Annotated in this window: 19 protein-coding genes and 10 pseudogenes; 11 read left to right on the top strand and 18 right to left on the bottom strand. The window is 57.5% G+C overall.

Translation table 11 applies throughout. From position 1 onward, the window contains the following. Positions 1-175: 175 nt before the first annotated feature. Positions 176-373, bottom strand: a pseudogene (locus AC0L3H_RS29055) (IS110 family transposase); the annotation flags it as partial. A gap of 197 nt (positions 374-570) precedes the next feature. Here AC0L3H_RS29055 and istA point away from each other — a divergent pair. Both istA and istB read left to right on the top strand, forming a co-directional pair. Beyond that, positions 571-1636: pseudogene (gene istA / locus AC0L3H_RS29050) on the top strand (IS21 family transposase). 15 nt (positions 1637-1651) lie between these two features. After that, entirely contained in the window at positions 1652-2413 is a 762-nt protein-coding gene (gene istB, locus AC0L3H_RS29045) for an IS21-like element helper ATPase IstB (RefSeq protein ID WP_473587760.1), read from the top strand. A gap of 109 nt (positions 2414-2522) precedes the next feature. Here the strand turns inward: istB and AC0L3H_RS29040 are convergent. Next, positions 2523-2835, bottom strand: a pseudogene (locus AC0L3H_RS29040) (IS110 family transposase); the annotation flags it as partial. A gap of 114 nt (positions 2836-2949) precedes the next feature. Here AC0L3H_RS29040 and AC0L3H_RS29035 point away from each other — a divergent pair. After that, a pseudogene (locus tag AC0L3H_RS29035) lies at positions 2950-3828 on the top strand (IS481 family transposase). Positions 3829-3933: 105 nt separating this feature from the next. After that, positions 3934-4356: pseudogene (locus tag AC0L3H_RS29030) on the top strand (IS701 family transposase); the annotation flags it as partial. A gap of 146 nt (positions 4357-4502) precedes the next feature. Here the strand turns inward: AC0L3H_RS29030 and AC0L3H_RS29025 are convergent. From AC0L3H_RS29025 to AC0L3H_RS29000, 6 genes are all read right to left on the bottom strand, one after another. After that, positions 4503-5180: an ABC transporter permease subunit gene (locus AC0L3H_RS29025; protein WP_473587759.1), complete on the bottom strand. Its 678-nt coding sequence runs from the start codon at positions 5178-5180 to the stop codon at positions 4503-4505. Continuing rightward, positions 5180-5833 carry an amino acid ABC transporter permease gene (locus AC0L3H_RS29020; protein ID WP_473587758.1) on the bottom strand — a complete coding sequence of 218 codons (654 nt, stop codon included), beginning with the start codon at positions 5831-5833 and terminating at the stop codon, positions 5180-5182. Before AC0L3H_RS29020 ends, AC0L3H_RS29025 begins: the two co-directional genes overlap by 1 nt. A gap of 245 nt (positions 5834-6078) precedes the next feature. Next, on the bottom strand, positions 6079-6705 hold the full coding sequence (locus AC0L3H_RS29015) for a 3-hydroxyacyl-CoA dehydrogenase NAD-binding domain-containing protein (RefSeq protein ID WP_473587757.1): 627 nt from the start codon (positions 6703-6705) through the stop codon (positions 6079-6081). A 131-nt stretch (positions 6706-6836) separates the two neighbouring features. Then, positions 6837-7622, bottom strand: a complete 786-nt coding sequence (locus tag AC0L3H_RS29010) for a transporter substrate-binding domain-containing protein (RefSeq protein WP_473587756.1) — start codon at positions 7620-7622, stop codon at positions 6837-6839. Positions 7623-7660: 38 nt separating this feature from the next. Beyond that, positions 7661-8455 (bottom strand): amino acid ABC transporter ATP-binding protein, encoded by a 795-nt coding sequence (locus tag AC0L3H_RS29005; protein WP_473587755.1) that lies wholly within the window; start codon positions 8453-8455, stop codon positions 7661-7663. A gap of 227 nt (positions 8456-8682) precedes the next feature. Next, positions 8683-9588 carry a beta-keto acid cleavage family enzyme gene (locus tag AC0L3H_RS29000; protein WP_473587754.1) on the bottom strand — a complete coding sequence of 302 codons (906 nt, stop codon included), beginning with the start codon at positions 9586-9588 and terminating at the stop codon, positions 8683-8685. 670 nt (positions 9589-10258) lie between these two features. Between AC0L3H_RS29000 and tnpA the strand changes: the two genes are divergently transcribed. Then, positions 10259-10615, top strand: a complete 357-nt coding sequence (gene tnpA, locus AC0L3H_RS28995; protein WP_473587753.1) for an IS66-like element accessory protein TnpA — start codon at positions 10259-10261, stop codon at positions 10613-10615. Between the two features lie 26 nt (positions 10616-10641). After that, a pseudogene (tnpB, locus tag AC0L3H_RS28990) lies at positions 10642-10728 on the top strand (IS66 family insertion sequence element accessory protein TnpB); the annotation flags it as partial. An 84-nt stretch (positions 10729-10812) separates the two neighbouring features. On the opposite strand, the gene AC0L3H_RS28985 reads toward tnpB (AC0L3H_RS28990), so the two are convergent. From AC0L3H_RS28985 to tnpB (AC0L3H_RS28970), 4 genes and pseudogenes are all read right to left on the bottom strand, one after another. Continuing rightward, on the bottom strand, positions 10813-11061 hold the full coding sequence (locus tag AC0L3H_RS28985; RefSeq protein ID WP_473587752.1) for a tyrosine-type recombinase/integrase: 249 nt from the start codon (positions 11059-11061) through the stop codon (positions 10813-10815). An 82-nt stretch (positions 11062-11143) separates the two neighbouring features. Then, positions 11144-11428, bottom strand: a pseudogene (locus tag AC0L3H_RS28980) (tyrosine-type recombinase/integrase); the annotation flags it as partial. Positions 11429-11649: 221 nt separating this feature from the next. Next, positions 11650-11955: pseudogene (locus AC0L3H_RS28975) on the bottom strand (transposase domain-containing protein); the annotation flags it as partial. 93 nt (positions 11956-12048) lie between these two features. Next, a pseudogene (tnpB, locus tag AC0L3H_RS28970) lies at positions 12049-12269 on the bottom strand (IS66 family insertion sequence element accessory protein TnpB). Positions 12270-12511: 242 nt separating this feature from the next. On the opposite strand from tnpB (AC0L3H_RS28970), the gene AC0L3H_RS28965 reads away from it, so the two are divergent. From AC0L3H_RS28965 to AC0L3H_RS28955, 3 genes are read left to right on the top strand one after another with little or no spacing between them, the layout of a single operon-like run. Continuing rightward, positions 12512-13087, top strand: coding sequence for a site-specific integrase (locus tag AC0L3H_RS28965; protein WP_473587751.1), 576 nt, complete (start codon positions 12512-12514; stop codon positions 13085-13087). A gap of 3 nt (positions 13088-13090) precedes the next feature. Beyond that, complete coding sequence (locus AC0L3H_RS28960; protein WP_473587750.1) at positions 13091-13690, top strand: tyrosine-type recombinase/integrase; 600 nt, start codon at positions 13091-13093, stop codon at positions 13688-13690. Next, entirely contained in the window at positions 13687-14028 is a 342-nt protein-coding gene (locus tag AC0L3H_RS28955; protein WP_473587749.1) for a hypothetical protein, read from the top strand. Before AC0L3H_RS28960 ends, AC0L3H_RS28955 begins: the two co-directional genes overlap by 4 nt. Here the strand turns inward: AC0L3H_RS28955 and AC0L3H_RS28950 are convergent. After that, positions 13937-14488 carry a hypothetical protein gene (locus tag AC0L3H_RS28950; RefSeq protein ID WP_473587761.1) on the bottom strand — a complete coding sequence of 184 codons (552 nt, stop codon included), beginning with the start codon at positions 14486-14488 and terminating at the stop codon, positions 13937-13939. The genes AC0L3H_RS28955 and AC0L3H_RS28950 overlap by 92 nt on opposite strands. On the opposite strand from AC0L3H_RS28950, the pseudogene AC0L3H_RS28945 reads away from it, so the two are divergent. Beyond that, positions 14472-14944 (top strand): annotated as a pseudogene (locus AC0L3H_RS28945) (IS66 family transposase); the annotation flags it as partial. The gene AC0L3H_RS28950 and the pseudogene AC0L3H_RS28945 sit on opposite strands and share 17 nt — an antisense overlap. A 582-nt stretch (positions 14945-15526) precedes the next feature. Here AC0L3H_RS28945 and AC0L3H_RS28940 read toward each other — a convergent pair. Continuing rightward, on the bottom strand, positions 15527-15766 hold the full coding sequence (locus tag AC0L3H_RS28940; protein WP_473587748.1) for an SDR family NAD(P)-dependent oxidoreductase: 240 nt from the start codon (positions 15764-15766) through the stop codon (positions 15527-15529). A 226-nt stretch (positions 15767-15992) separates the two neighbouring features. Between AC0L3H_RS28940 and AC0L3H_RS28935 the strand changes: the two genes are divergently transcribed. Then, positions 15993-16871, top strand: coding sequence for a LysR family transcriptional regulator (locus AC0L3H_RS28935; protein WP_473587747.1), 879 nt, complete (start codon positions 15993-15995; stop codon positions 16869-16871). Between the two features lie 44 nt (positions 16872-16915). On the opposite strand, the gene AC0L3H_RS28930 is transcribed toward AC0L3H_RS28935, so the two are convergent. From AC0L3H_RS28930 to AC0L3H_RS28915, 4 genes are read right to left on the bottom strand one after another with little or no spacing between them, the layout of a single operon-like run. Continuing rightward, entirely contained in the window at positions 16916-18118 is a 1203-nt protein-coding gene (locus AC0L3H_RS28930) for an FAD-dependent oxidoreductase (protein WP_473587746.1), read from the bottom strand. Next, positions 18115-18597 (bottom strand): RidA family protein, encoded by a 483-nt coding sequence (locus AC0L3H_RS28925; RefSeq protein ID WP_473587745.1) that lies wholly within the window; start codon positions 18595-18597, stop codon positions 18115-18117. Before AC0L3H_RS28925 ends, AC0L3H_RS28930 begins: the two co-directional genes overlap by 4 nt. 4 nt (positions 18598-18601) lie before the next feature. Continuing rightward, a complete protein-coding gene (locus AC0L3H_RS28920; protein ID WP_473587744.1) occupies positions 18602-19321 on the bottom strand; it encodes a gamma-glutamyl-gamma-aminobutyrate hydrolase family protein in 720 nt (239 codons plus the stop codon). Positions 19322-19329: 8 nt separating this feature from the next. Continuing rightward, the gene (locus AC0L3H_RS28915) at positions 19330-20487 is read right to left on the bottom strand and encodes a M20 family metallopeptidase (protein WP_473587743.1); all 1158 of its coding nucleotides are present in this window, start codon (positions 20485-20487) and stop codon (positions 19330-19332) included. Positions 20488-20997 lie beyond the last annotated feature (510 nt).

The raw sequence follows: 20997 nt of genomic DNA, 5'->3' as shown, positions 1-20997 counted from the left end.
ATCTGGTGCTGAACCATGCAGCCGAGGAATGGAAACGACCGCCGCGCGAGTGGTTCGAGGCCAAGACCCAGTTCGCCATCGTCTTCGGCGAGAGGTTCGTCAGCCAATGACGAAATCGGCCTCGCGCACAGAATTCCTGACAGTCCCTCATGTCGTTGCTTTCCATGATGAGAACCGCCAGAGCACGATCATTGTTCGGTCCCTGCGCGGCGATGATCCCGATCTCGGCCAGATGGCTGCGCAGGGCGTTGAGCAGTTGCGTACGCTGTGCCACCAAAAGTTCGCGCACCTTATGGTGCATGAGCGCAGCCTGGTTCTCGACCGATCGCACCGGTACAAAGCGCATGGAGGGCCGCGTCCCCGCCTCGCAGATATGCGTATTTCAGGCGATCGTGAGCACGGATTTCACCGCATCGTGAGCACGGATTTCACGGGATCATGAGCAACGATTTCAGACGATCGTGAGCAGCGATTTCAGAGGATCGTGAGCACCTTTTTCGGAGGTGCTGGACGCTTCGGCCGACAACTCAACCGGTCTACAGGATGCCTCGTTCAAAACGAGGAAGCCTGATGCCAACCCAGAGATTGTCGATGCGCCGGATCAGAGAAGTTTTACGTCTAAGGCATGTCCAGGGCCTGACCGAACGCGTCATCGCGCGCACGCTCGGGGTGAGCAATGGCGTCGTGCATGGTTATCTGCGGCGCGCCCGTCTTGCCGGGCTGAGCTGGCCGCTGCCTGAAGGAATCGATGACGAAGGCCTTGAGCTGCTGCTCTTCCCAGCGCCGAAGGCGGCGTCGCAAAGCCCCCGGCGGCCGGTGCCCGATTGGAGCTATGTGGAGAGGGAGTTGCGCCGGCGCAGCGTAACGCGGGTGCTCCTGTGGGAAGAGTATCGCGCCGCCAATCCCGACGGCTTTGGCTATACCTGGTTTTGCACGACCTTCGAGGCTTGGAAAGGGCGCGCGCGCCCGACGATGCGCCAGACGCACCTGGGCGGCGAGAAGGTGTTTGTCGATTTCGCCGGCGACACCATCGACATCTTCGACCCCATCACCGGCGAAGCGCGTCCCATGAAGCTGTTCGTCGCAGCGATGGGCGCGTCGAACTATACCTACGCCGAGGCGTGCCCGAGCGAGAGCCTGCCCGACTGGATCGGCGTGCATACAAACCTTTTCGCCTTTCTGGGCGGCGTGCCGAAGTTCGTGATCTGCGACAATCTCAAGGCCGCCGTCACCAACCCCGATCGCCCGTGCGCCCAACCGGCGCGGCCACACCACCGTCGCCGATCACATGCCGAGCGCGCATCGCCGCTACGGCAAGTGGACGCCGCAAGGTCTGATCGCGGCCGGCGAGAAAATTGGTCCTTCCACCGCCGCCTTCTTCCAGGCAGTCATCGCCGACCGGCCGCATCCCGAACAGGGCTTTCGCACCTGTCTCGGCATCCTGGCGCTGACCAAGAGCTACGGCAACACGCGCGTCGATGCAGCCTGCCAACGCGGCATCGTTATCAAGGCACGTTCCGTCGCCTCGATCCGTTCGATCCTCAAGAACGGCCTTGATAGCGCTTTCCTCGACGAGGCGCCCGATCACCAACCCCTGCGCCACGGCAACATCCGCGGTCAGGGCTATTTCCACTGAACCATGGAGATTTGAATGCTCACCCACCCCACTCATGAACGGCTGATCGCACTCGGCCTGACCGGAATGGCCAAGGCCTTCGAGGAGCAGCGACGATCACCGGATCTCGATGCCCTGTCGTTCGAGGAGCGCATCGGGCTTCTTGTCGATCGCGAAGCCGCCGAGCGCGACACCAAACGGCTTACGACGCGCCTCAAATTCGCCGCGCTGCGCCAGAGCGCATGCGTGGAAGATGTCGATTTGCGCACGCCACGCGGCATCGACCGCGCCGTCTTCGCCAGGCTCGTCGCCGGCGACTGGATCGACCGCCACGAGAATCTCCTGGTCACAGGCGCAACCGGCCTGGGCAAAAGTTGGCTTGCCTGCGCGCTCGGCCACAAAGCCTGCCGCGACAATCGATCGGTGCTTTATCATCGCGTCCCGCGCCTCTTCGAGGCGCTCGCGCTGGCGCGCGGCGACGGGCGCTATGGCCGCCTGCTCAAGACACTCGGGCGCGTTCAGCTCCTCATCCTCGACGACTGGGGCCTGTCGGTCCTCACCGCGGCCGAGCGCCGCGACCTGCTGGAGATCCTCGACGATCGCCATCGCCGTGCTTCCACAATCGTCACCAGCCAAATCCCCGTGCAGCACTGGCACGACGTCATCGGCGATCCCACCCTCGGTGATGCGATTCTCGATCGCCTCGTTCACAATGCTCACCGGCTTCAACTCACCGGAGAAAGCATGCGAAAACAGAACGCTCAACGCTCAGCCCTTGACGCAGACTCAAACACCTGAATCAATGAACAGGTCGGTCGAAGCGGCCGCTCATGATCGCGTGAAATACCTGCTCACGATCAAATGAAATGAGCGCTCACCATCGCGTGAAATGGCTGCTCACAATCAGCGAAATGCGCACGCAGATAACCGCTGCATCAGCGGCGTCGTTCTTCTGGCGACGCACATAGGCCTTCACATACGCTGGCAGCATCAGCCGCACGTCATGGCCAAAACTTGCCAGTTCGCGAGCCCAATGATGAGCCGAGCCGCATGCTTCCATGCCGATCAGGGCACGACGGTAGACGCTCGAAGAATGCCAGCACATCTTTGCGCCGCAGCGCACGAGACATGACGACACGGCCGGCAGCGTCGACAGCGTGGACCTGGTAGACGTGCTTGGCCAGATCGAGGCCGACGGTGGCTACAGCATTGAGTTCGATGTCAGTCTTTCCATGGACGGTGCTCCTTCAGATGAGTGCTCGACAGCAACCATCTTGGCACGCCTCTCACGAGGATGATGCCGTTGCGGGTGCCGTCCACCCCATCAAGAGAGCCTGAGGGCGCTGGCCAAACACTACGGGATCAACCAGAAGACGGTTGCCAAATGGCGGGAGCGGACCTCGGTGGCCGATCGGCCGACCGGTCCAAGAGAGCCGAGATCGACGGTGCTCTCGCCCGAGGGGAGGCCGTCATCGTCGCCTTCCGGCGCTACACTCTGTTGCCACTCGATGACTGCCTCTATGTCCTATAACCGATGATCCCGCACCTGACGCGCTCGTCACTGCATCGTTGTCTTCAACGTCACGGCATCAGCCGCCTGCCGGACGTTGAGGACAACAAGCCGGCAAAGAAGAAGTTCAAGAGCTATCGGATCGGTTACTTCCACATCGACGTCGCCGAGGTACGCACTGAACAGGGCAAGCTGCGCCATCGACCGGACATCGAAGTTCGCCTTCGTCGAACTGCACGAGAAGGCCACCACCGCCGTCTCAAGAGACTTCCTGCTGCGCCTGATCGCGGCCGTTCCCTACAAGATCCATACCGTGCTCACCGACAACGGCATCCAGTTCAGGACGCCCGGCGCCGGCGGTTCGGCCGTGCCATTGATCAAGGAGGCCATCGCCAACGGCGAACTCTTCCACGCCCATGCCTTCGAATACGCCTGCGCCAGGAACGACATCGAACACCGGACGACCAAGGCAAGACATCCGTGGACCAACGGCCAGGTCGAGAGGATGAACTGGACCATCAAGGATGCGACGGTCAGGCGCTTCTACCACGAGAGCCATGATCAGCTGCGCCAGCACCTTGCCGACTTCATCTCGGCCTACAACTTCGATCGCAGGCTCAAGACCCTCAAAGCAAGGTTTGGGCCGCACAGCCCGAACGCTTCCAGCTTGATCCGCTCAGCAATGCCGGGATTAAACACCTAGTACTACAGTTGCGGATCATTTGATTTTCCGATTCAGTTCGACAGGCTATGGAGGGCGCCATGGTGGTGGGGGTCATTGTTGGCTTGGGAGCAGGAGCTCGCAGCGCTGAAGGCGCGGGTTGGGCGGGTGCTTCCTCGTCGTGAGCTGCGAGAGACGGGCGCAGATTTCCTTGACGGCCTTCTTTCGGGCATTGAACGCAAGACGGGCTGGTTGATGGCTGAGCAGTCCGGAGCGGAGCGCCCTTATCGGATGCAGTCGCTGTTGGGGCGCAGCCACTGGGACGCGGATCGGCTCCGAGACGAGGTTCGCGATTATGTAGTGAAGGCGTTGGGCGATGAGGATGGCGTCCTGATCGTCGACGAGACGGGGTTTGTGAAGAAGGGCGATCGTTCTGCCGGTGTCGCGCGTCAGTACTCGGGAACGGCGGGTCGGATCGAGAACAGCCAGATCGGCGTGTTCTTGGCTTACGCGAGTCGCTACGGCCAAGCGTTCGTCGATCGTCGCCTTTACCTTCCGGAGAGCTGGACAATCTCCTGGACCTCCGCCACACAGAACTTGCAGCAGGTGGCGGCTGGGGGATTGTTGGTTACAGAGGTGTTCCGCCGCAAACGGCACAAGGGTTGCCGCGAAGCTCGCTGCTACTTCGTCAGATCCAGCTTGCTTGGTTACCCGACTTACATCGCCGCTCGTTTTCTGATCGCAGCGAGCGCTACGTCGATAAGACCAACCATGATCAGGTAAAAAACAGCGGCTGCGATATAGGGGGAGATATTGTCGTTGAAAATCTTCCCGTAGGCTCTCGCGTTGCTCAAAACGTCGGAGACGGTAATTGCACTCGCGAGCGACGTGGCTTTGAGGGTGAACACCAACTCGTTCCCAATCGTCATGACCGAATTGCGGAAAGCGATCGGAAGCACCACGCGTCGAAGGGCCATCTCTTCGCTCATTCCCACAGCCATACACGCCTCTACTTCGCCCTGTGTTATTGACTTCATGCCACCGCGGAGAACTTCTGCCAGATATGCCGCGTTGTTCAAGCTGAACCCAAGGACAGCGATAGCAAACGAATACCGGAAAAATGCATCCCAGAGCGGCCCTTGTCGGATGAAGCCGATGGTCGGCAAGCCGTAATACAAGAAGTAGAGCAGTGTCAGAAGCGGGATTGCCCGAAACAAGAACGTGAACGCTTCGCCAACCCATTTCAAAACGAGATTGTCACTGTTCACGAGTACCGCCACACCGGTGCCTAATGCCAGCCCGAAGACCATGGAAAGCATCGTGAGCGCGATAGTCACTGGTATCCCACGTGCGACCGCCAGCCAAAGCTCTGAATGTAAAAGAAGATCAAACATCACAATTGTTTTGCCCTCTCGAGCCGGCGTTGGAAGATGGTCAAAATCGCAGAAATAGCCAGGTAAATAGCTGCCGCATAACCAAAGGAAGCTAGTGGATCATGGGTCGAACCCGCAACAATCTGTGCCCGCCGAGTTAGTTCGGTTACGCCAATAGCAGAAGCGATTGCGGTCAACTTGATCACGATCAACAGCAAACTTCCCAAACTAGGAGCAGCCAAACGAAGCATCAGCGGGATCGCGATACGAACATTGATGAGACGTCCCGGCATTCCCACAGCATGCGCGGCTTCCAGTAACCCTGGAGGAACCGCTCGGTACGCGTCTGAGAAGATTTGACAGGCATAGGAGCCAATTTGCACTCCGAAGGCGAGCAGCGCCGCGGCGAAAGGACTAAGGTCTGGGATGCCGACGGAGCGAGTGAACGCGATGGAGCCATAGTACGTCAGCAAGATAGTCAGCAATTCCGGGAGAGCGCGGAATACGCTGATGTAGACAGAAATAATAAGGTTGACGAGGGCTGTTGAGTGATCACGGACGAGCGCCAGAAGTAAGCCGACCACCGCTGCCGCTACAAACGAAGCGCCTCCCAAAGCAACAGACGCGATAATGCCTTTCGCCATATAAGGTATATAGTCCGACGTGATATTCACTGGTCGCTGCCTTCGTCAAGTGATTAATTATTTCTTGACAATCCAGTTGATATTAAGCTCACGCTTCTCCGCTGCGAGTTCTACGACCTTACGAAGCGCAATGACGCCCCGTATTCGCGAAGTGGAGTTTGTCCAGTCGATCCGATTATTTTCTGACTTCCCGTGCACAACGATTCATCTGGTTGAACTCTGCGTCCGCGACGAAACCGCCTTTGATTTCATCTACCAACCTCTCAACGAAACCCTCATACATATCCGGATTTTGTGTACCCAGGTAAAACACACTCGAAGGGCCCATTACAGCCCACCTGAGCGCCGGCCCAGTCGAAATCGCGCGATGATCGTGTCAGGTCAGCCGCGCTCTTCGAAGAAATATAGAATATTTCCTTCAGAACTGCCGCCTGCATACGGTTCCCGATGTATCCTCCGATCTTGCGCTTGAGTTCGACGACTTCGCATCCGGTTGATCTTATCTGCTGCAGTCGCAGCGGCGGTCGACGCCTCCTCACCTCCCGCAATCTCGACCAACGGAATAAGGGATTGAACGGGTGGCCGATGACAATCCGCTTTGGCGCCTTAGCCGTCGATCTCAGGTCTTTTGCGAGAAAGCCCGCTGAACTGAATGCGATAAGCGCATCTAGCGGTGCAATATCCGTTATTTTTTGGAAGAAGTCTTTCTTCTGGCTCAACACTTCAGGCGAGCTTATCTCGGTAAGCTTGGCACCGCGAAGCGCGTCCTCCAAGTCTGCGGTGAATCTCACCCGCTCCATTCCCGCGTTTGGTGACAACCCAAGCTGTTCCAGCGCGGGCATTGCTCTCTCAAGATAATGATCAAGCCACTCTTTTCGCTCGGGCACCGGGTCGTAGACCACTACGCCAGTCCAGCGCGCATGAAGTGGCAGCCCATCCGGCTCCGATATTCCCAGCGCCTATACAAAAACGCTCGTAAACCGCTCTCTGAGAACTGGGAACTCACGTCGCCGTCCGGAGTTATTTTGTCAGGTCAGTCGGTTAGAATATTTCTACCAAAGTACTTTCTGGAGATCTGGTCGTACTTTCCGCTCTTCACGATCGCGTCGAGAGCGGTTTTGAGCCTCTCCGCCCATTTATCATCGCCTTTGCGGAGCATGAAACCTTGCCCAGCCCCGAAGTATTTGGGATCGTTGACGCCCTGGCCGATCATCTTATAGACATCGGGCTGCTTCTTGACATAACCGTAGAGGAGCTGGTTTTCATCACCGAATACAGCATCAACTCGCCCCGTATTTAGGTCAAGGATAGCATCATTAATCTGGTCATACGGTTGGACCGTCATAAACTTTGCAAACGTATCGTTGGTGTAGCTAACTATGGCCGACGCGCTCTTTTCGATTCCCAAAACTTTGCCTTTTAGACTGGCCTCGCTCCCGTCCATCGATGACATTGTTGGCACAATCAAACGGAACGTCGGCCGAATATATGGCCCGACCATGGTGAACTTCTCCAAGCGCTCCTTGGTCATTGCGTAGGTGTTGATCAACGCGTCGATCTGTCCCGACTGTAGCGCCGAAATAGACCCGTCGTAGGGGATTGCTTGAATATCGCAAGTGACGTCGACCGCCTCACACAACGCGCCCGAGATCTCGTAGTCGAAACCGGTCAGTTTCCCGTCAGGCGTTTGGAACGAGAATGGTTCGAACAGAGGATCCATACCAGCCTTGAGCGTATCCTTAGCGTCAGCACCCTGCGTTTTTGCTATTGCAATGGCTCCAGCCATACCAACCAAAATTAAAAGCTTCTTGATTTTCATGAGCTGTTCCTTTTGTTTGTTTTGCAGCCTGATTAATTTTAGTGCCGTATTCGCGCCAGGAACCGGTGAAGTTCCTCGGACTTGGGAGATTCAATGAGACTCCTAGGTGGGCCTTCTTCCTCGACGAGACCTTTTCGAAGGAAAAGCATCTTGCTTGAGACGTCACGCGCAAACCCGATCTCATGCGTGACGATCAACATTGTTCTCCCTTCTTTTGCGAGGTCGGTCATGACCGCGAGAACCTCACCAACAAGCTCGGGATCCAGAGCTGATGTTGGTTCATCGAAAAGGAGGACATCTGGGTTCATCGCAAGCGCGCGTGCAATCGCCACCCGCTGTTGCTGCCCGCCCGAGAGCTGAGATGGGCGGTAGTCAGCTCTTTCTGCCAATCCAACGCGGGCGAGCAGGTCTAGGGCGCGAGATCGCGCAGCTTTCGGAGACTCCTTCAGGACCCGAACGGGGCCTTCCACGACGTTTTCGGTAGCTGTCATGTGTGGCCAAAGGTTAAATGATTGGAAGACCATTCCCACTTCGCGACGTAGCTCCCGCAGCTTTTGCTTGCTCGCCCGAGAGCGGCTTACGGCATCAGACGCCTTGTAGGACTCCCCGCGAATGGTGACAGTCCCGTTAGTGGGAACGTCAAGAAAGTTTAGACAGCGGAGAAACGTAGATTTTCCTGATCCGGATGCGCCAATCAAGCTGATAACATCGCCGCGCTTCGCTTCCAGCGAGATTCCCCGAAGAACGTCGACTTCCCCGAAACGCTTTTCAATCTTATCAGCGCGCAAGGCGAAATCCGTATTGGAGATCTCGAATTTCTTGTTGATCTGCATCTCGTTCCCGGGATTCTCCAAGGTGTCCTAACGAATCAGCCTCGTTACGCACCTGGGTGGCTTCTTCTTATGTCTCAGCCACTGGGATTACATTAGCACCCACGCCCAGTCCGAAAAGAAAGATTATTGAATTAATTCATTCATTGCGCGAATGGATCCCAATGACCGAGCTCAATGATCGTTGCTTCGATGCTTGTCGCGTCGCGGTCCTCTTTTTCAGAAGCGCTTTACACCATCGGCTTTTCCAATCCGAGCTTTTGACGGGTCTCCGACGCGGAAAGAACGGATCCGCCCATTCCTCGGATCAAACCAACAGCCCGCTCTACTAAGGTGTCGTTGTCGGCGAAGACGCCTTTCTTAAGATAGAGATTGTCTTCTAGGCCGACTCGAACATTACCCCCCTGCCCTACAGCAAGCGGAACAAAACGCAGCTCGTCGCGCCCGATCGCAAACGCGCTCCAGTTCGATTCTGCTGGAGCCAATTGCTTGAAGGCATCGAGAACAAATGGCTCTGCGGGAGCACCGCCAGGAATCCCGAGACAAAATTGGATAAGCGGCGCTCTTTCGAGAAGACCCTCTGCGAACATCTTCTTTACGAATGCGAGATGTCCAAGTTCGAAAACCTCTAATTCCGGCTTGATCCCGAGTGAACGGATATGCTCGGCCATCGACCGGAGATATGTTGCTGGCGCCAAGTATACGAGATTACCGTCGCCGAAATTCATGGAGCCGCAATCAAGGGTGCATATCTCAGGCTTGAGCTTCGGGTCACGGCAAAGACGATCCAAGTGTTGAAGCCGCTCTCTTGGGCCGAGCAAATCTGTGCCCCCTCCGGCAAGCTGCCTGTCAGGCGTTTCTGTGAGCACTAAATCGCCTGCCATCCCGCAGCTAACGTTGATGATGACATCCGTGTCGCTGTCCCGGATCAGATATACGATCTCCGCAAAAAGTTCCGGGTCCCTGCTCTGCTGACCCGTTTGCGGGTCACGCGCGTGGAGGTGGACGATGGCAGCACCCGCCTTTGCGGCCGAGATCGCTGCGTCCGCAATCTCTTTAGGGGTAACCGGTATCCTTGGGTGGCGCGAAACCGTGTCTGCACCGCCATTTACTGCGCAGGTGATGAATGTACCCATTGTAGATCCTTATTTTGTTACAGGCGGCATGGATTCTTGTGCGCCTTAATAGGTCCGATGACAGACCTCGACCTACACTGCTTGTCACCGCTTTGTAATCCGACGATCGATCGCACGACGATGCTGCCCATAGTCGAATTATGGCGTGCCGCTGTCTTACAAACAAATTACCGGTTGTTATTAATCCATTCGCCAAACACATAAATCTTGCTCTGCGCGTCGAATGGAATATGGCCGCGCAAGAAAAGCTGTCGTCCAATGCTGGGAGAGGAGCTGGAAGGCCCTAATGGGCTGGGGAAGAGATACACCTGACAACCGGATCCCATTAGGACATATTATCGTACCTCTGTGTAGGAGCTGTTCAGCTGCGCTCCGAACGTTATCCGGCAATGCAACGGCTGCGTGCTAAGGTCGAACATCACGCTCACTGCCCCAATGGTTGCGTGCAGGTTGGCGCTGGGAGCCGTCAGCTCATGGCACAAATTAAGCGACGTTCGGCCAACTTTGAGTACCTGTCCCAGCGGCACCTTTCGCCCGTGGATGTAAGGGACGATGTTCGAGGCCTTTGAGGGCTTCGACATATGACGATTTCAGAGTTTATGCTTAAGTCCAAGGACGAGGAGCCGGTCCGTCGGCTGGAGATCTTTACTGGTTCGGGTCGGGGGCGTGAGTGGCGCCGGAGGAGAAGGCCCGGATAGTGGCGGAGAGCGACGAGGCGCGCGAGACGGTTTGTGCTGTGGCACGCCGGTATGGACTTTCTCCGCAGCAATTGTTCACCTGGCGTCGGGCTGCTCGATGGCCGATGGGGGAGGCAGCGATATCGGAATCCATGTTCGTGCCGGCGGTAGTGACGGCAGCGCCTCCGAAGCCTACGGGGAAGCATCGGCCACAGCCAAGGAAGCGGGAGCCGGCGCGAGACGCGGGTGTGATCGAGCTCGAGATCGACGGCATCGCAATGCGGGTGGGTCGTGGGGCGGATTCGAAGACGGTTGCAGCGGTGATCCGTGCGCTGAGGGCAACGTCGTGATCGGGCCAACGGGAGGGGTCAAGGTCATGGTGGCGACGAAGCCAGTCGACTTCCGCAAGGGAGCGGAAGGTCTGGCAGCGCTCGTGCGCGAGGCGATGGGCGCGGATCCGTTCTTATGCGTCGGGCGAGATTATGTGGCGGACCCGCCCTGACCCCTTCGGACCGGCCAAACCCAGCTTGCCTCCGCCACATAACATTCAGATGGAGTTCAGCAGTTGCAGAACGGAGTCATTTGGTCGGAAACGCACGCCGTGATCGCGGATGACGCCCGCCTTCTCGAGTCCATTGCGCATCATCTCGACATCCGCTGTGGCATAGCGGTGGGTCGTGGCGACCTGTGCATGCCCGAGCCTGGCTTGGATCGTCAAAAGGTCCACGCCGGACTGGAGAAGCTTCATGGCGAGGGAGTGCCGGAAGATGTGCGGCGATATGGGCTTGTCGGCCAAGGCTGGCCTGATAGGCACGGCCTCGGACCGCCGCACGCCGCACGATATAGGTCGTTCCGAAGCGAGTCAGGCGCTCGTTGCGGGCGCCGACGAATATCGGTCGGGGCTCGTGATGGGTGATCCCGCGCTCGCCCAAAAAGGTCGTCAGCGCTCGCGCCAGGTCCTTAGGAATGGGCACGACGCGGTCTCTGCGCCCCTTGCCGCGCAGCAGCACTTGCTGGTGAGAGCGCTCCAACTGAAGGTCGTTTGCGTTGACGCCGGTAGCTTCCGAGAACCGGGCGCCGGTCCGTGCCAGGAAGAGCAGAAAGGCTCGGTCGCGCCGACCACGAGGCGTGTTTGGATCGGGCGCCGCGATGAGGGTATCCACGTCGGCCTTGGTGAGATGGTGCGTTACCTCGATGTCGCCCGTTTAATGGGAATAGACAGCACGCGTTGGGCCACACCGAAGGACGCCGGGTCGGCGGCAGCGACGTGGTGGAAAAAGATCGGATCGCGGCCAAGCGGGCGTTGCGCGGGGCGACGCAATTGTTCCGCTTCTCCTCGAGTTCGTCGAGAAAAGCGAGAACGAGGTCTCGATCGAGATCTTTCATGCAGCTGGCCTTGGCAGCACGGACAGATCTTGTCGGCGATGTCGATCACCTGCTCGACGCGCGACAGATGGGCGGGCAACGAGCCGCGGTTGGCGCGACGCTTACGAGCCCTGGCATCACGCTTTGAGGGGTCCCCGGCTTCCGCGCTGGCGAAGCCCTCCGCCTCTACCTGCTCGGCTTCCTCCAGCCCCAGAAGCAGCTGGTCCTCAGGCAGGCTCTCCGCCCTTCGCCCGAAGCGATAGCGCTGCAATTCCTTGATGATTTGGCGGAGCCTCTCATTCTCCGCACGCGCGGCCAGAAGCATCGCCTGAAGCGCATGAGGATCGTCGGGTAGGGCAGCGGCCGCGTCGGTCACGAATTTCAAGCATGGATTCCAGTAATTTGGCAATAATGCTGGTCAGCTCGCCGTCGTTGGAACACGCATCTCGCGCGTCTCGTGCACCCGCCGCCAGTCGAGGCCTTCCAGGAGTGCCTGCAACTGTGCCGCCGTCAGTCGCACGACACCATCGGTAATGCCCGGCCAGCAGAACTTGCCATCCTCCAGCGCTTGGCGAACAAGCATACGCCCGTGCCGTCGAAGTAGACGAGCTTGATGCGGTCGGCCCGCTTGGCCCGCACGTAGACCGCGCCCAAGAACGGTTATAACCGTTCTTATGCGTCGGGCGAGATTATGTGGCGGAGCCGCCCTGACCGCTTTCGGGCCGGCCAAATCCACCTTGCCTCCGCTACATAATATTTCATGCCTCTCTCATGGCGCGGGATTCCCCTGTGCCACAACGCCGGAGGGGCAGAATGCTCAAGTTCTATTTTTCCTATTGTGGGTGCTCAAGCGCCTGCGTAGCGGTGCACTCGGTGGCGAGATGGATCACCTCGCGGAGCATTTTTTCGCCCTTGGTTACAAGCGAGCGTCCGCCGAGATTTACTTGAGCCGGATCGGGCGCTTTAGCCAGTTTGCCCCAACGCGCTGTGGTCGGATGCCGATCCATCAAGATGTCGTCGACAGCTATTTATGCACGTTTACTATGGATTCTCCACGCATTGGGGCAGCATCGGCGCTGGGACATGCACGGCGAGTGGCTCCGGAGCGCTTCATTGCTTCCGCTCCCAGGGTAGATGATGATCCGGATACTCCGCTTCTTACCTCATTTTCCGACTATTTGCGCCAGGTGCGAGGACTTGAGCCGAAGACCCGCGAAGGCGTTCTACTGGGCGGCCGCCGCTTTCTGGATTGGTTCCGCCATCATCCCGGTCAAAACCTCGAGGCGTTGACGGCTGAGCACGTCCTCGCTGCTGTCGAGCATCGGCTGTCGCTATCGGCGACCAGCGGCACCCGCACGGCGGCGACTTCTCACGTCCGAACATTTCTTCAGTTTTTACGTTGGGCTAGCCACCATGACCAGGATCTCGACCGCGTCGTCCCAAGGACGCCTCATTGACGTTTGGCGCATTTGCCGCCGCGCCTTGCATGGGATGACATTCGGCGCGCAATCGATGCGATCGGCGCAACGACGCCGGTCGACATCCGCGATCGAGCCGTCCTGCTGCTACTCGCCACCACGGGCATTCGCAACGGTGAGCTACGCGCCATTCAGCTGCAGGATATCGACTGGCGTGCTGGCGAGGTTTCGGTCCGGCGCACAAAGGGCAAGCGGGATCGGGTGGCGCCGCTGCTCGAGGAAACCGGCGCCGCGCTCGCTGACTACGTCCTGCGCGCTCGACCGAAGGTGGATAGTCCGTATCTGTTCCTGTCCTTCACGCCGCCCGTGGCAGCATTCAAATGCGCGTCGCCTGTTTCGAGGATCGTGCGGAAGCGGTTGCGACATGGCGGGGTTGAACTCGGGCGGGTCGCAGGTGCGCATCTCCTGCGCCACAGTCTTTGCCACCCAGCTCGTCAAGCAGCGAAGGCCGATCAACGAGGTCGCCGATCTTCTCGGGCACCGAAGCATCAACACAACGGCACTGTACGTAAAGGTCGCCACCTCGCAGCTCGCCGAGGTCGTACTCCCCTTTCCGGACCCTTTCCGGGAGGCGTCGCATGACCGCCTTTGCCCAATTCCTCGGCGAGAAGGCCGAGCGGTACATCGAGCTGCACCACTCCCTCGGCTACGCCTTCAGCAAGCAAGCCGGCAAGTTGCGGGCTTTCGTCCGCTACGTTGGGCGCGCTCAGCTCGATGCGCCCGCTACCCGGACGATGGCGCTGGACTTCGTCCTGTCGTTCAGCGGCGCCGCGAACAGCAGCGCAATTCGCCATGGCGTGCTTCGCCGGTTTTCGAGTATCTCGCCGTCTACGACGCCCGGACCGAGGGCTTGGAGCGCAGAGCTTTCCCCAGATCCAGAGCGATTCCGCCTCCGCGTATTCTCAGCGAGGCTGAGTTGACGTCACTCATCGAAGCATGCGCCCGCATTTCGCCTAGCATCCCTCTGCGAGGGCGGACGATGGCGACGCTGATCGGATTGTTGGCGAGTTTGGGGCTGCGATCGGGGGAGTAGTCGGGCTTGATCGTTCCGACGTTGATCTCACCAACGGGGTTCTCCTCGTTCGGAAGACAAAGTTCCGCAAGGATCGTCTCGTTCCAGTTCACACGACAACCCAGGGTGCCCTTGGTTGCTATGCCCGTGAGCGCGACGCCGCTTTCCCCATACCCAAGGATCAGGCTTTCTTCCTCAGTTCCCGGGGCAACCGCCTCGGCGACCGGCCTGCAAAACGGCTTTGCCGAGGTCCGTAAACTCGCCGACTTTGATGGCGATAAGCCGTTTGGCCGCACGATCTCAGGCACCGGTTTGCCGTGACCCGCCTCAGCCTCTGGCACCAACAGCGCGCAGACGTTCACCCGCATCGCCCAACTCTACCACGTTGAGAGCGATATCCGCGGTCGTTCCGCCGACGACGCCGCGCCGTCCGGCAGGAGAGAAGCCGTCCTGTCATCAATGCCCTTGAGCCGTGGCTTAGGCAGCAACTCACCCTTATCAGCCAGAAGACCAAGCTGGCGGAAGCTATCCGCTACGCGCTCTCGCGCTGGCAAGGTCTGACACGATTCCTCGACAACGGTACGATCGAGATCGACTCCAACGTCGTCGAGCGCACCATCCGTCCCATTGCGCTGAACCGCAAGAATGCGCTCTTCGTCGGCTCGGACGCTTCGCTGATCGAGACATGCAAGCTCAACGGCGGCGATCCTCACACCTATCTCGCTGACGTGATCGCCCGGATCGTCGCCGGCCATCCACAAAGCCAGATCCACGATCTGCTGCCTTGGGCCTACAGACCTATGCCGCTCAAGGCCGTGGCCTGAGAACAGCGGTTACAACTTTGATGACGCGAGAGCGAATTGTCAGCAACCCGCCAGACCTAACTTCTTCTGAGAATTCGACCACGTGACGCACATCTGCCCGTCCAAGATGAGCAGCCGCGAGTTGATCCACTCCGCCTCCTAGGCTTCTTACAAACTGAGAGGACGCGTCATCGAAGAACTCCGTGTGAACGAGCATCCATGTGGCCCATCGCGTCACGAAGCCACGGCTGAGCTACCGCTCTTAGAGTTTCAATACCCACGGACAATTCCAAAGTTTAAGATGCATTCGATAGCCCACGCGTGCCGGTGTTTGAGTTTGTCGAAATTTGCTACGCGCTGACGCCGCCATCGACTGGCAGTGCGATATCAATGATCGACCGAGCGTTTCGGTGCATAGAAAAAGCATAGCGGAAGCGACTTCAACAGGATCAACGAAACGTTTGGTGGGCATTTCACTCAGAAAATGCTCCTTCGTGGTCTGCTCCAAGGACAAACCGAGAGCGGCGGATTTCGCTTCAACCTGGGCGGCCGCGAGCGGAGTGTAGACACACCCGCGGCAGATCGCATTGCATGATGCCGAGTTCAGCGCCTTCTAGCGCTACAGTACGTGTAAGCCCAAGGACCCCCCTGTTTCGCAGCTACATATGCCGTCCTGCCAACTTCTCCGGGAAGAGCTAGCGTTGAAGCGGTGTTGACGATGCGCCCCCATCCTCTCCGTTTCATTCCCGGAAAAACCGCTTTGATAGCGTGGAATGCCGCACCAAGATTTACTGCGAGTAGTCGGTCCCACTGTTCGGTGGGAAAGCTCTCGACGCCGCTCACAAAATGAACGCCGACGTTATTAAAGAGGATATCAATATCGCAGCGCGATCGCGGCTTCGACGAGAGCGCCTCCCTGCCGACCGTCTGACAAATCGTGGTCGAAATGAAAGCTCTTATGGCCGCTGAGGTCGCTTAATTCGTTTACGAAGTTAGTAATGGTTTCCTGATCGCACCCTCTTTGCAGATAACTCGTTTACTGCTATCGATACATGCACCACGCGGATAAATGATCACTGATATGGACAGCGCGCTTCTACGAACTTTTTCGGCAGTTGCGACGCTCGGCAGTTTTTCAGCAGCCGCGCAGCGCTTGAATATGACGCAATCCACGGTGAGCCAGCAAATTGCGCGACTAGAAGAGCACTTTGGAAAGCAACTGTTTGTTCGCACCACCCGCCGCTGTCGGCTTACTCATGCGGGTGACGAGCTCATGGAGCGCGCGAGTAAGGTGGTGGCCCTTGTTGATGAGATGGAGAGCGCGTTTCGCCCTGAACTGAGCAGTGGAACAGTCGTGGTCGGCGTGGTTGACGACACCTATCTTTTTGCTCCTCTCACGCGCGCTCTGGCTGAGTTCGTCGAGCGTCGTCCGACGATAAGCATCGAGATAAGAGCAGGAATGTCCGCTGACCTCCTACGCGAATTGAAGGCGCGCAATATTGAGCTGGCTTTGCTTCGTGTCGATCCGGAAGTCGAACGTGTCGGGCTTCTTCAAACCGGCAAGCTGGTTTGGATTTCTTCACCCAATTGGCGGGTTCCAGCAAATGGAATCATTCCATTGGCCGTAGTCGGAGGCACTTGCAACTACCACCGGATCGCGCTTGAGACACTAAGACGGGCGGAGCTTCAATCCCGACGGGTAGTGACCTGCAGCAGCTTAGAGGGCGTACTTGAAGTAGTCCGAGCTGGTCTTGCGGTTTCACTGGTCCCTGAGGGGGAACTGCGTACTGGCATGGTGGTTGTCAACGATCATCGCCTTCCTCCGCTTCCGCACACAGGTCTCAAAATCAGCTTCAGCGAGCAGGAGCCATCTGTGGCAGCGAGACAATTGGCTAGGGTAATCGAGAACACTCTTCAGAACCAGATCCCTTTCAGGCGGAGTGCTTAACGTTCGGAGCGAACTCGAGCGACTTGCCATCAATTGGTGGTCGACTAACAGATCATGTCAGCAAGTTTGTTGGCGGTCGCCATCGATAATGTCCACCCGAGCGATCCATGGCCGCAGTTTAGGAATAGGCCTTTGATCCTCGTGCCGCCAACAATAGGTTTGCTGTCGGGAGTGACGGGACGTAGACCGGTCCACGCGTTGACCTCGCCACCGTAATCGCCCGCTTTGGGAAAGATGCCCATCGCGGTAGTGAGAAGCGTCCGAAAACGGTCCTCTCTAAACTTGCAGTTGACGGGCCCAATATCTGCAAGGCCAGCGACACGCAATCGATTGCCTATACGACAGAATACAGTCTTTCGAGCGGTGTCGGTAATACTCGCAACTGGAGCTGAAGCAAGAGCCGGAACGGTCAGGGAATAGCCCTGAACTGGCCAAATTGGCAGCGAAATCCCGGCCGTCCTCGCGATAGGTGCAGTCCATGCGCCTAACGAAATTACCGCGCGTACACACTGAAGCTCCTCTGTCTGGGTTTCCACCGCAACCATCTCGTTTGCGTGGGTCTTGATTCGACGGATCGTCGTATCAAACATAAACCTAACCCCGTAATCCTGTTCGAGCAGATTTCTGAGGTCCTTGCAAAATAAGCTGGAGTCGCCAGCTTCATCGTTCGGTGACCAGATAGCCCCAATGAAAGAGTGCCCGTAGTGTGCTAGAGCCGGTTCTCGCTCGAGTGCCTGCTCTCGCGTTAGGACAACTTGCGCAGCGCCGTATTGGTTCTTCAGTTTGCTGAGACCCTCAGCTTTGACAAGGCTTTCTCGATTGGAGAAGAGCGTTATCTTGCCGTTGTTTCTGTGATCGAATTGAAGCTTCCCTGAAAGTTCCGCGATGCCGGGTCGGCTCTGCAGCGCAAGCTCCAAAATGTCAGACGTATTACGTTCAAAAGCCGACTGCGTCGCGTTGGCAAGAAATCTCAGACCCCACGCCATAAACGTTGGCGAAGGTATCAAACGCACTCTAAACGCTGGGTCGCGCCTCAGCATGTATTTTGGGATGTTTGCCGCGAGCGAAGGGGAGGCCATCGCATCCGAGTAAAAGTAACTTAACTGAGCGCCGTTGCCGAAACTGGCACCGGCTTCTGCAGGCGCTGGGGCGGCGTCGACGACGCAAACTTCATAACCTTTTTTTGCCAGTGCGTATGCGGACGTCATACCGACCACGCCTGCTCCCAGAACTAGAACACGGCTCATTGACTGTCGTTATCCCGAAGACGGGCAATGACCTCAATCTCCACTGGTATGCCGGGCGGCAGGGCCGCAACGCCGATAGCGAACCTGGCGCGCGTGCCGCGTTCGCCAAACACCGCCAAGAATAGGTCGGAAGCGCCATTAACAACTGCAGGGATATTGGTGAAATCGTATGTGCAGCTAACAAAGCCGGAAACTTTGACGAGCTCCTCTACACTCGATAAGTTTCCGCCAGTCGCCAAAGATAGCTGACTGATGACGTTGAGAGCTGCCAGCCTGGCGGCTTCGTAAGCCGTCTCTTGAGAGACCGTATCACCAACCCGGTCCGAATATTGCACGATGCCATCGTCTAGAGGCAGCTGGCCTGAAACGTAAACTTGGCCACGGTCTATTTTGAAACCCAGAAGGTTTCCAGCTGGCTTCGACGTTTTAGGCAGGGTGAGGTTGAGCGCATCGAGGCGATGTTCAGGCGTCTGGAGCATTGGGTCACTTTTTCTTTTGGAGGTATTCCGTAGCCTTCGCTACGAAGCCGTCGAAGACGATCCTGTCGATCTCAGCGACACCGTATTCTGGATGCCATTGCACTCCGACTGCAAAACCGCCGTTTTTCGCCTCCACGGCCTCTACCACGCCGTCCGGAGAAACGGCGAGCGTGTGGTAAGCATCCGAGGGAAGAACCGATTGGTGATGAACACTGTTCACCTCATAAACCTCGCCCTGCGGTGTTCGCAGGTAATGTGACGGGGCGGTGATCTCGACCCGATGCTGAGCAATCGAGGCCGGTTGTTCTGGTTTGTGTTCTAGGGCGCCCTTTATTTCCGTTGGGATATCTTGGACCAATTCTCCACCAAGACACACGGCTAGGAGCTGCATGCCATTGCATATCCCAAGGATTGGCATTGAGCGGGATAACGCTCCTTCAATCAAGGCCCGTTCGAAATTCGTCCGAGCCGGCTTTATAACGTAATTCTTGCGCGCATCCTGATGGTAGTGCGCCGGGTCAATGTCGAACATGCCGCCGGTGATGAGCAGCCCATCAATGGCATCGAGATAATCTTCAACCTGCTCGCCGTAGGGAAGGAGGAAAGGCAGACCGCCAGCCTGTGAGACGACGTCCGCGTAGTTTCGCCTGACGACGTATTCAGTTTCGGGAGCAGCAATATCATTGATGTCCGGCGTGATGCCGATTCGCGGGAGGTGAGGCATCTTGATCCTTATGACAGCCAGGCTCGAGTGACGTCTTGATAGATCTCGATGGCCTTTAGCACGTTCTCGATCGATACAAATTCATCGGGCTGTCCGCTCAGACCCAAGGAGCCGGGACCAATAATCGCGAAAGGCACGGACAAGCCATCCAAAAGAACGGTGCCGTCGCTGTAGTATGATACCCCTTTGATTTCTGGGGCGCGATTTCGGTGACGCCCGCAGATATCGATGCACAGCTTAACGAAGCTGTCATCTGGCTGGCTTTCCACTGCGGGCTTGAAATCCAAAACACTGATGGAGACGTCGTCGGGCGCGATCTCCGCCACTTTTGCTACGACCGCTTCATGATCCACACCGGGATGGAGCCGGATATCAAATTCGACTGCACAGCGATCTGGTGTGAGGTTCACCGCTGAGCCGCCCTGGATCCGACCAACGCGCACGGTTGGCTTGTCGAGAAGCGGATGCTCCGGGTATTCTAAGTCTAACGCGTAAAGGCGAGATAGAAACTCGTGAATGAGGTCAATTGCATTCACGCCAGCCTCACCTGAGACATGGCCGAGTCTACCTGTACCCGTTGCGCGTAGCCATAGCGCTGCCTTCTCGACGATCACGACATCAAGATCACTCGGCTCTCCGCAGAGGAACGCTCCTATTTCTTCTTTCAGGCCCCGCTCGACGAATCTGCGGGCACCAAGCAAATTTGCACTTTCTCCTGCAGTGAACGCCAAAATTACGTCGCCCCTGAGCGTTTTGCGCGGCTCTTCAGCCAGTTTGCCGGCAGCCGCGATCATAGCCGCAAGCGCGCTCTTCATATCAGTGGCGCCTCGTCCGTAAAGCCGACCATTTTCTACCTCACCGGAAAAAGGCCACCTTTGCCATGGCACAGTTCCGACAGGTACAGTATCCATGTGCGACGAAAGCACTAGGGCTGGCTTCTCACCGGTTCCACGGATCCTTCCTAAAACATTCGCTCGCCCTGGAAGAAATTCGTCCAGCTCAGACTCAATGCCAAGTGCCAGCAACTCTTCGTGCACGAGTTTAGCGATCTTAATTTCGCTACCTGGGGGATCACAGCTATCAATTGCAACGATTTGCTGAAGGAATCGGATCGGATCAAAGTGTTTCTTACCCTCGCTATTCGCTCGAGCGCTAGTAATGACCATAAGACATCCTCTACATTTTTAACGGAGAATGGTGATTTTGACCCTTCAGTTGAAACGCAAAAGGGTAATGAATTAATCGATGAACTTTATGAATGAAGTAGTGCGTGGGCTGCCTGCCGTGCGTGCGGTGATCGACACGCGGAGGCAGTCGGATATCGAAGTCAACCACGCAGTGGTCAGAAGTCAGGTTGACCGCAGTGGCAATCATGGCCGAAAGGGCGCTTTTCATATCGGATGAACCACGCCCGTATAGCCGACCTTCCGTAATTTCCCCTGAGATAAGGCGGCCGTTTCCATGGGACGGTACCGATAGGCACGGGGTCAATGTGGGACGAAAGGAGCAACGCGGGCTTCTCACCCGTTCCGCGAACATTAGCGCGTCCAGGAAGAAATTCATCCAGTTCGGCCTCTATAACCGAGGGCGAGGAGTTCCGCGTGGACGAGTTTGGCGACCTCGATTTCACAACCCGGCGGATCGCAACTGTGATTGCCACGATCTGCTGTAGAAAT

The organism is Mesorhizobium sp. WSM4816, assembly GCF_055811535.1.
The sequence above is the reverse complement of the archived record's forward strand: the minus strand, read 5'-3'. Positions and strand labels throughout refer to the sequence as shown.

Coding starts and splice junctions, on each gene's coding strand:
- istB (WP_473587760.1), top strand. CDS start 1,652: ATGCTCACCCACCCCACTCATGAACGGCTGATCGCACTCGGCCTGACC.
- AC0L3H_RS29025 (WP_473587759.1), bottom strand. CDS start 5,180: ATGTTTGATCTTCTTTTACATTCAGAGCTTTGGCTGGCGGTCGCACGT.
- AC0L3H_RS29010 (WP_473587756.1), bottom strand. CDS start 7,622: ATGAAAATCAAGAAGCTTTTAATTTTGGTTGGTATGGCTGGAGCCATT.
- AC0L3H_RS29005 (WP_473587755.1), bottom strand. CDS start 8,455: ATGCAGATCAACAAGAAATTCGAGATCTCCAATACGGATTTCGCCTTG.
- AC0L3H_RS29000 (WP_473587754.1), bottom strand. CDS start 9,588: ATGGGTACATTCATCACCTGCGCAGTAAATGGCGGTGCAGACACGGTT.
- AC0L3H_RS28965 (WP_473587751.1), top strand. CDS start 12,512: ATGGATCACCTCGCGGAGCATTTTTTCGCCCTTGGTTACAAGCGAGCG.
- AC0L3H_RS28955 (WP_473587749.1), top strand. CDS start 13,687: ATGACCGCCTTTGCCCAATTCCTCGGCGAGAAGGCCGAGCGGTACATC.
- AC0L3H_RS28950 (WP_473587761.1), bottom strand. CDS start 14,488: ATGCGGGTGAACGTCTGCGCGCTGTTGGTGCCAGAGGCTGAGGCGGGT.
- AC0L3H_RS28935 (WP_473587747.1), top strand. CDS start 15,993: ATGATCACTGATATGGACAGCGCGCTTCTACGAACTTTTTCGGCAGTT.
- AC0L3H_RS28930 (WP_473587746.1), bottom strand. CDS start 18,118: ATGAGCCGTGTTCTAGTTCTGGGAGCAGGCGTGGTCGGTATGACGTCC.
- AC0L3H_RS28925 (WP_473587745.1), bottom strand. CDS start 18,597: ATGCTCCAGACGCCTGAACATCGCCTCGATGCGCTCAACCTCACCCTG.
- AC0L3H_RS28920 (WP_473587744.1), bottom strand. CDS start 19,321: ATGCCTCACCTCCCGCGAATCGGCATCACGCCGGACATCAATGATATT.
- AC0L3H_RS28915 (WP_473587743.1), bottom strand. CDS start 20,487: ATGGTCATTACTAGCGCTCGAGCGAATAGCGAGGGTAAGAAACACTTT.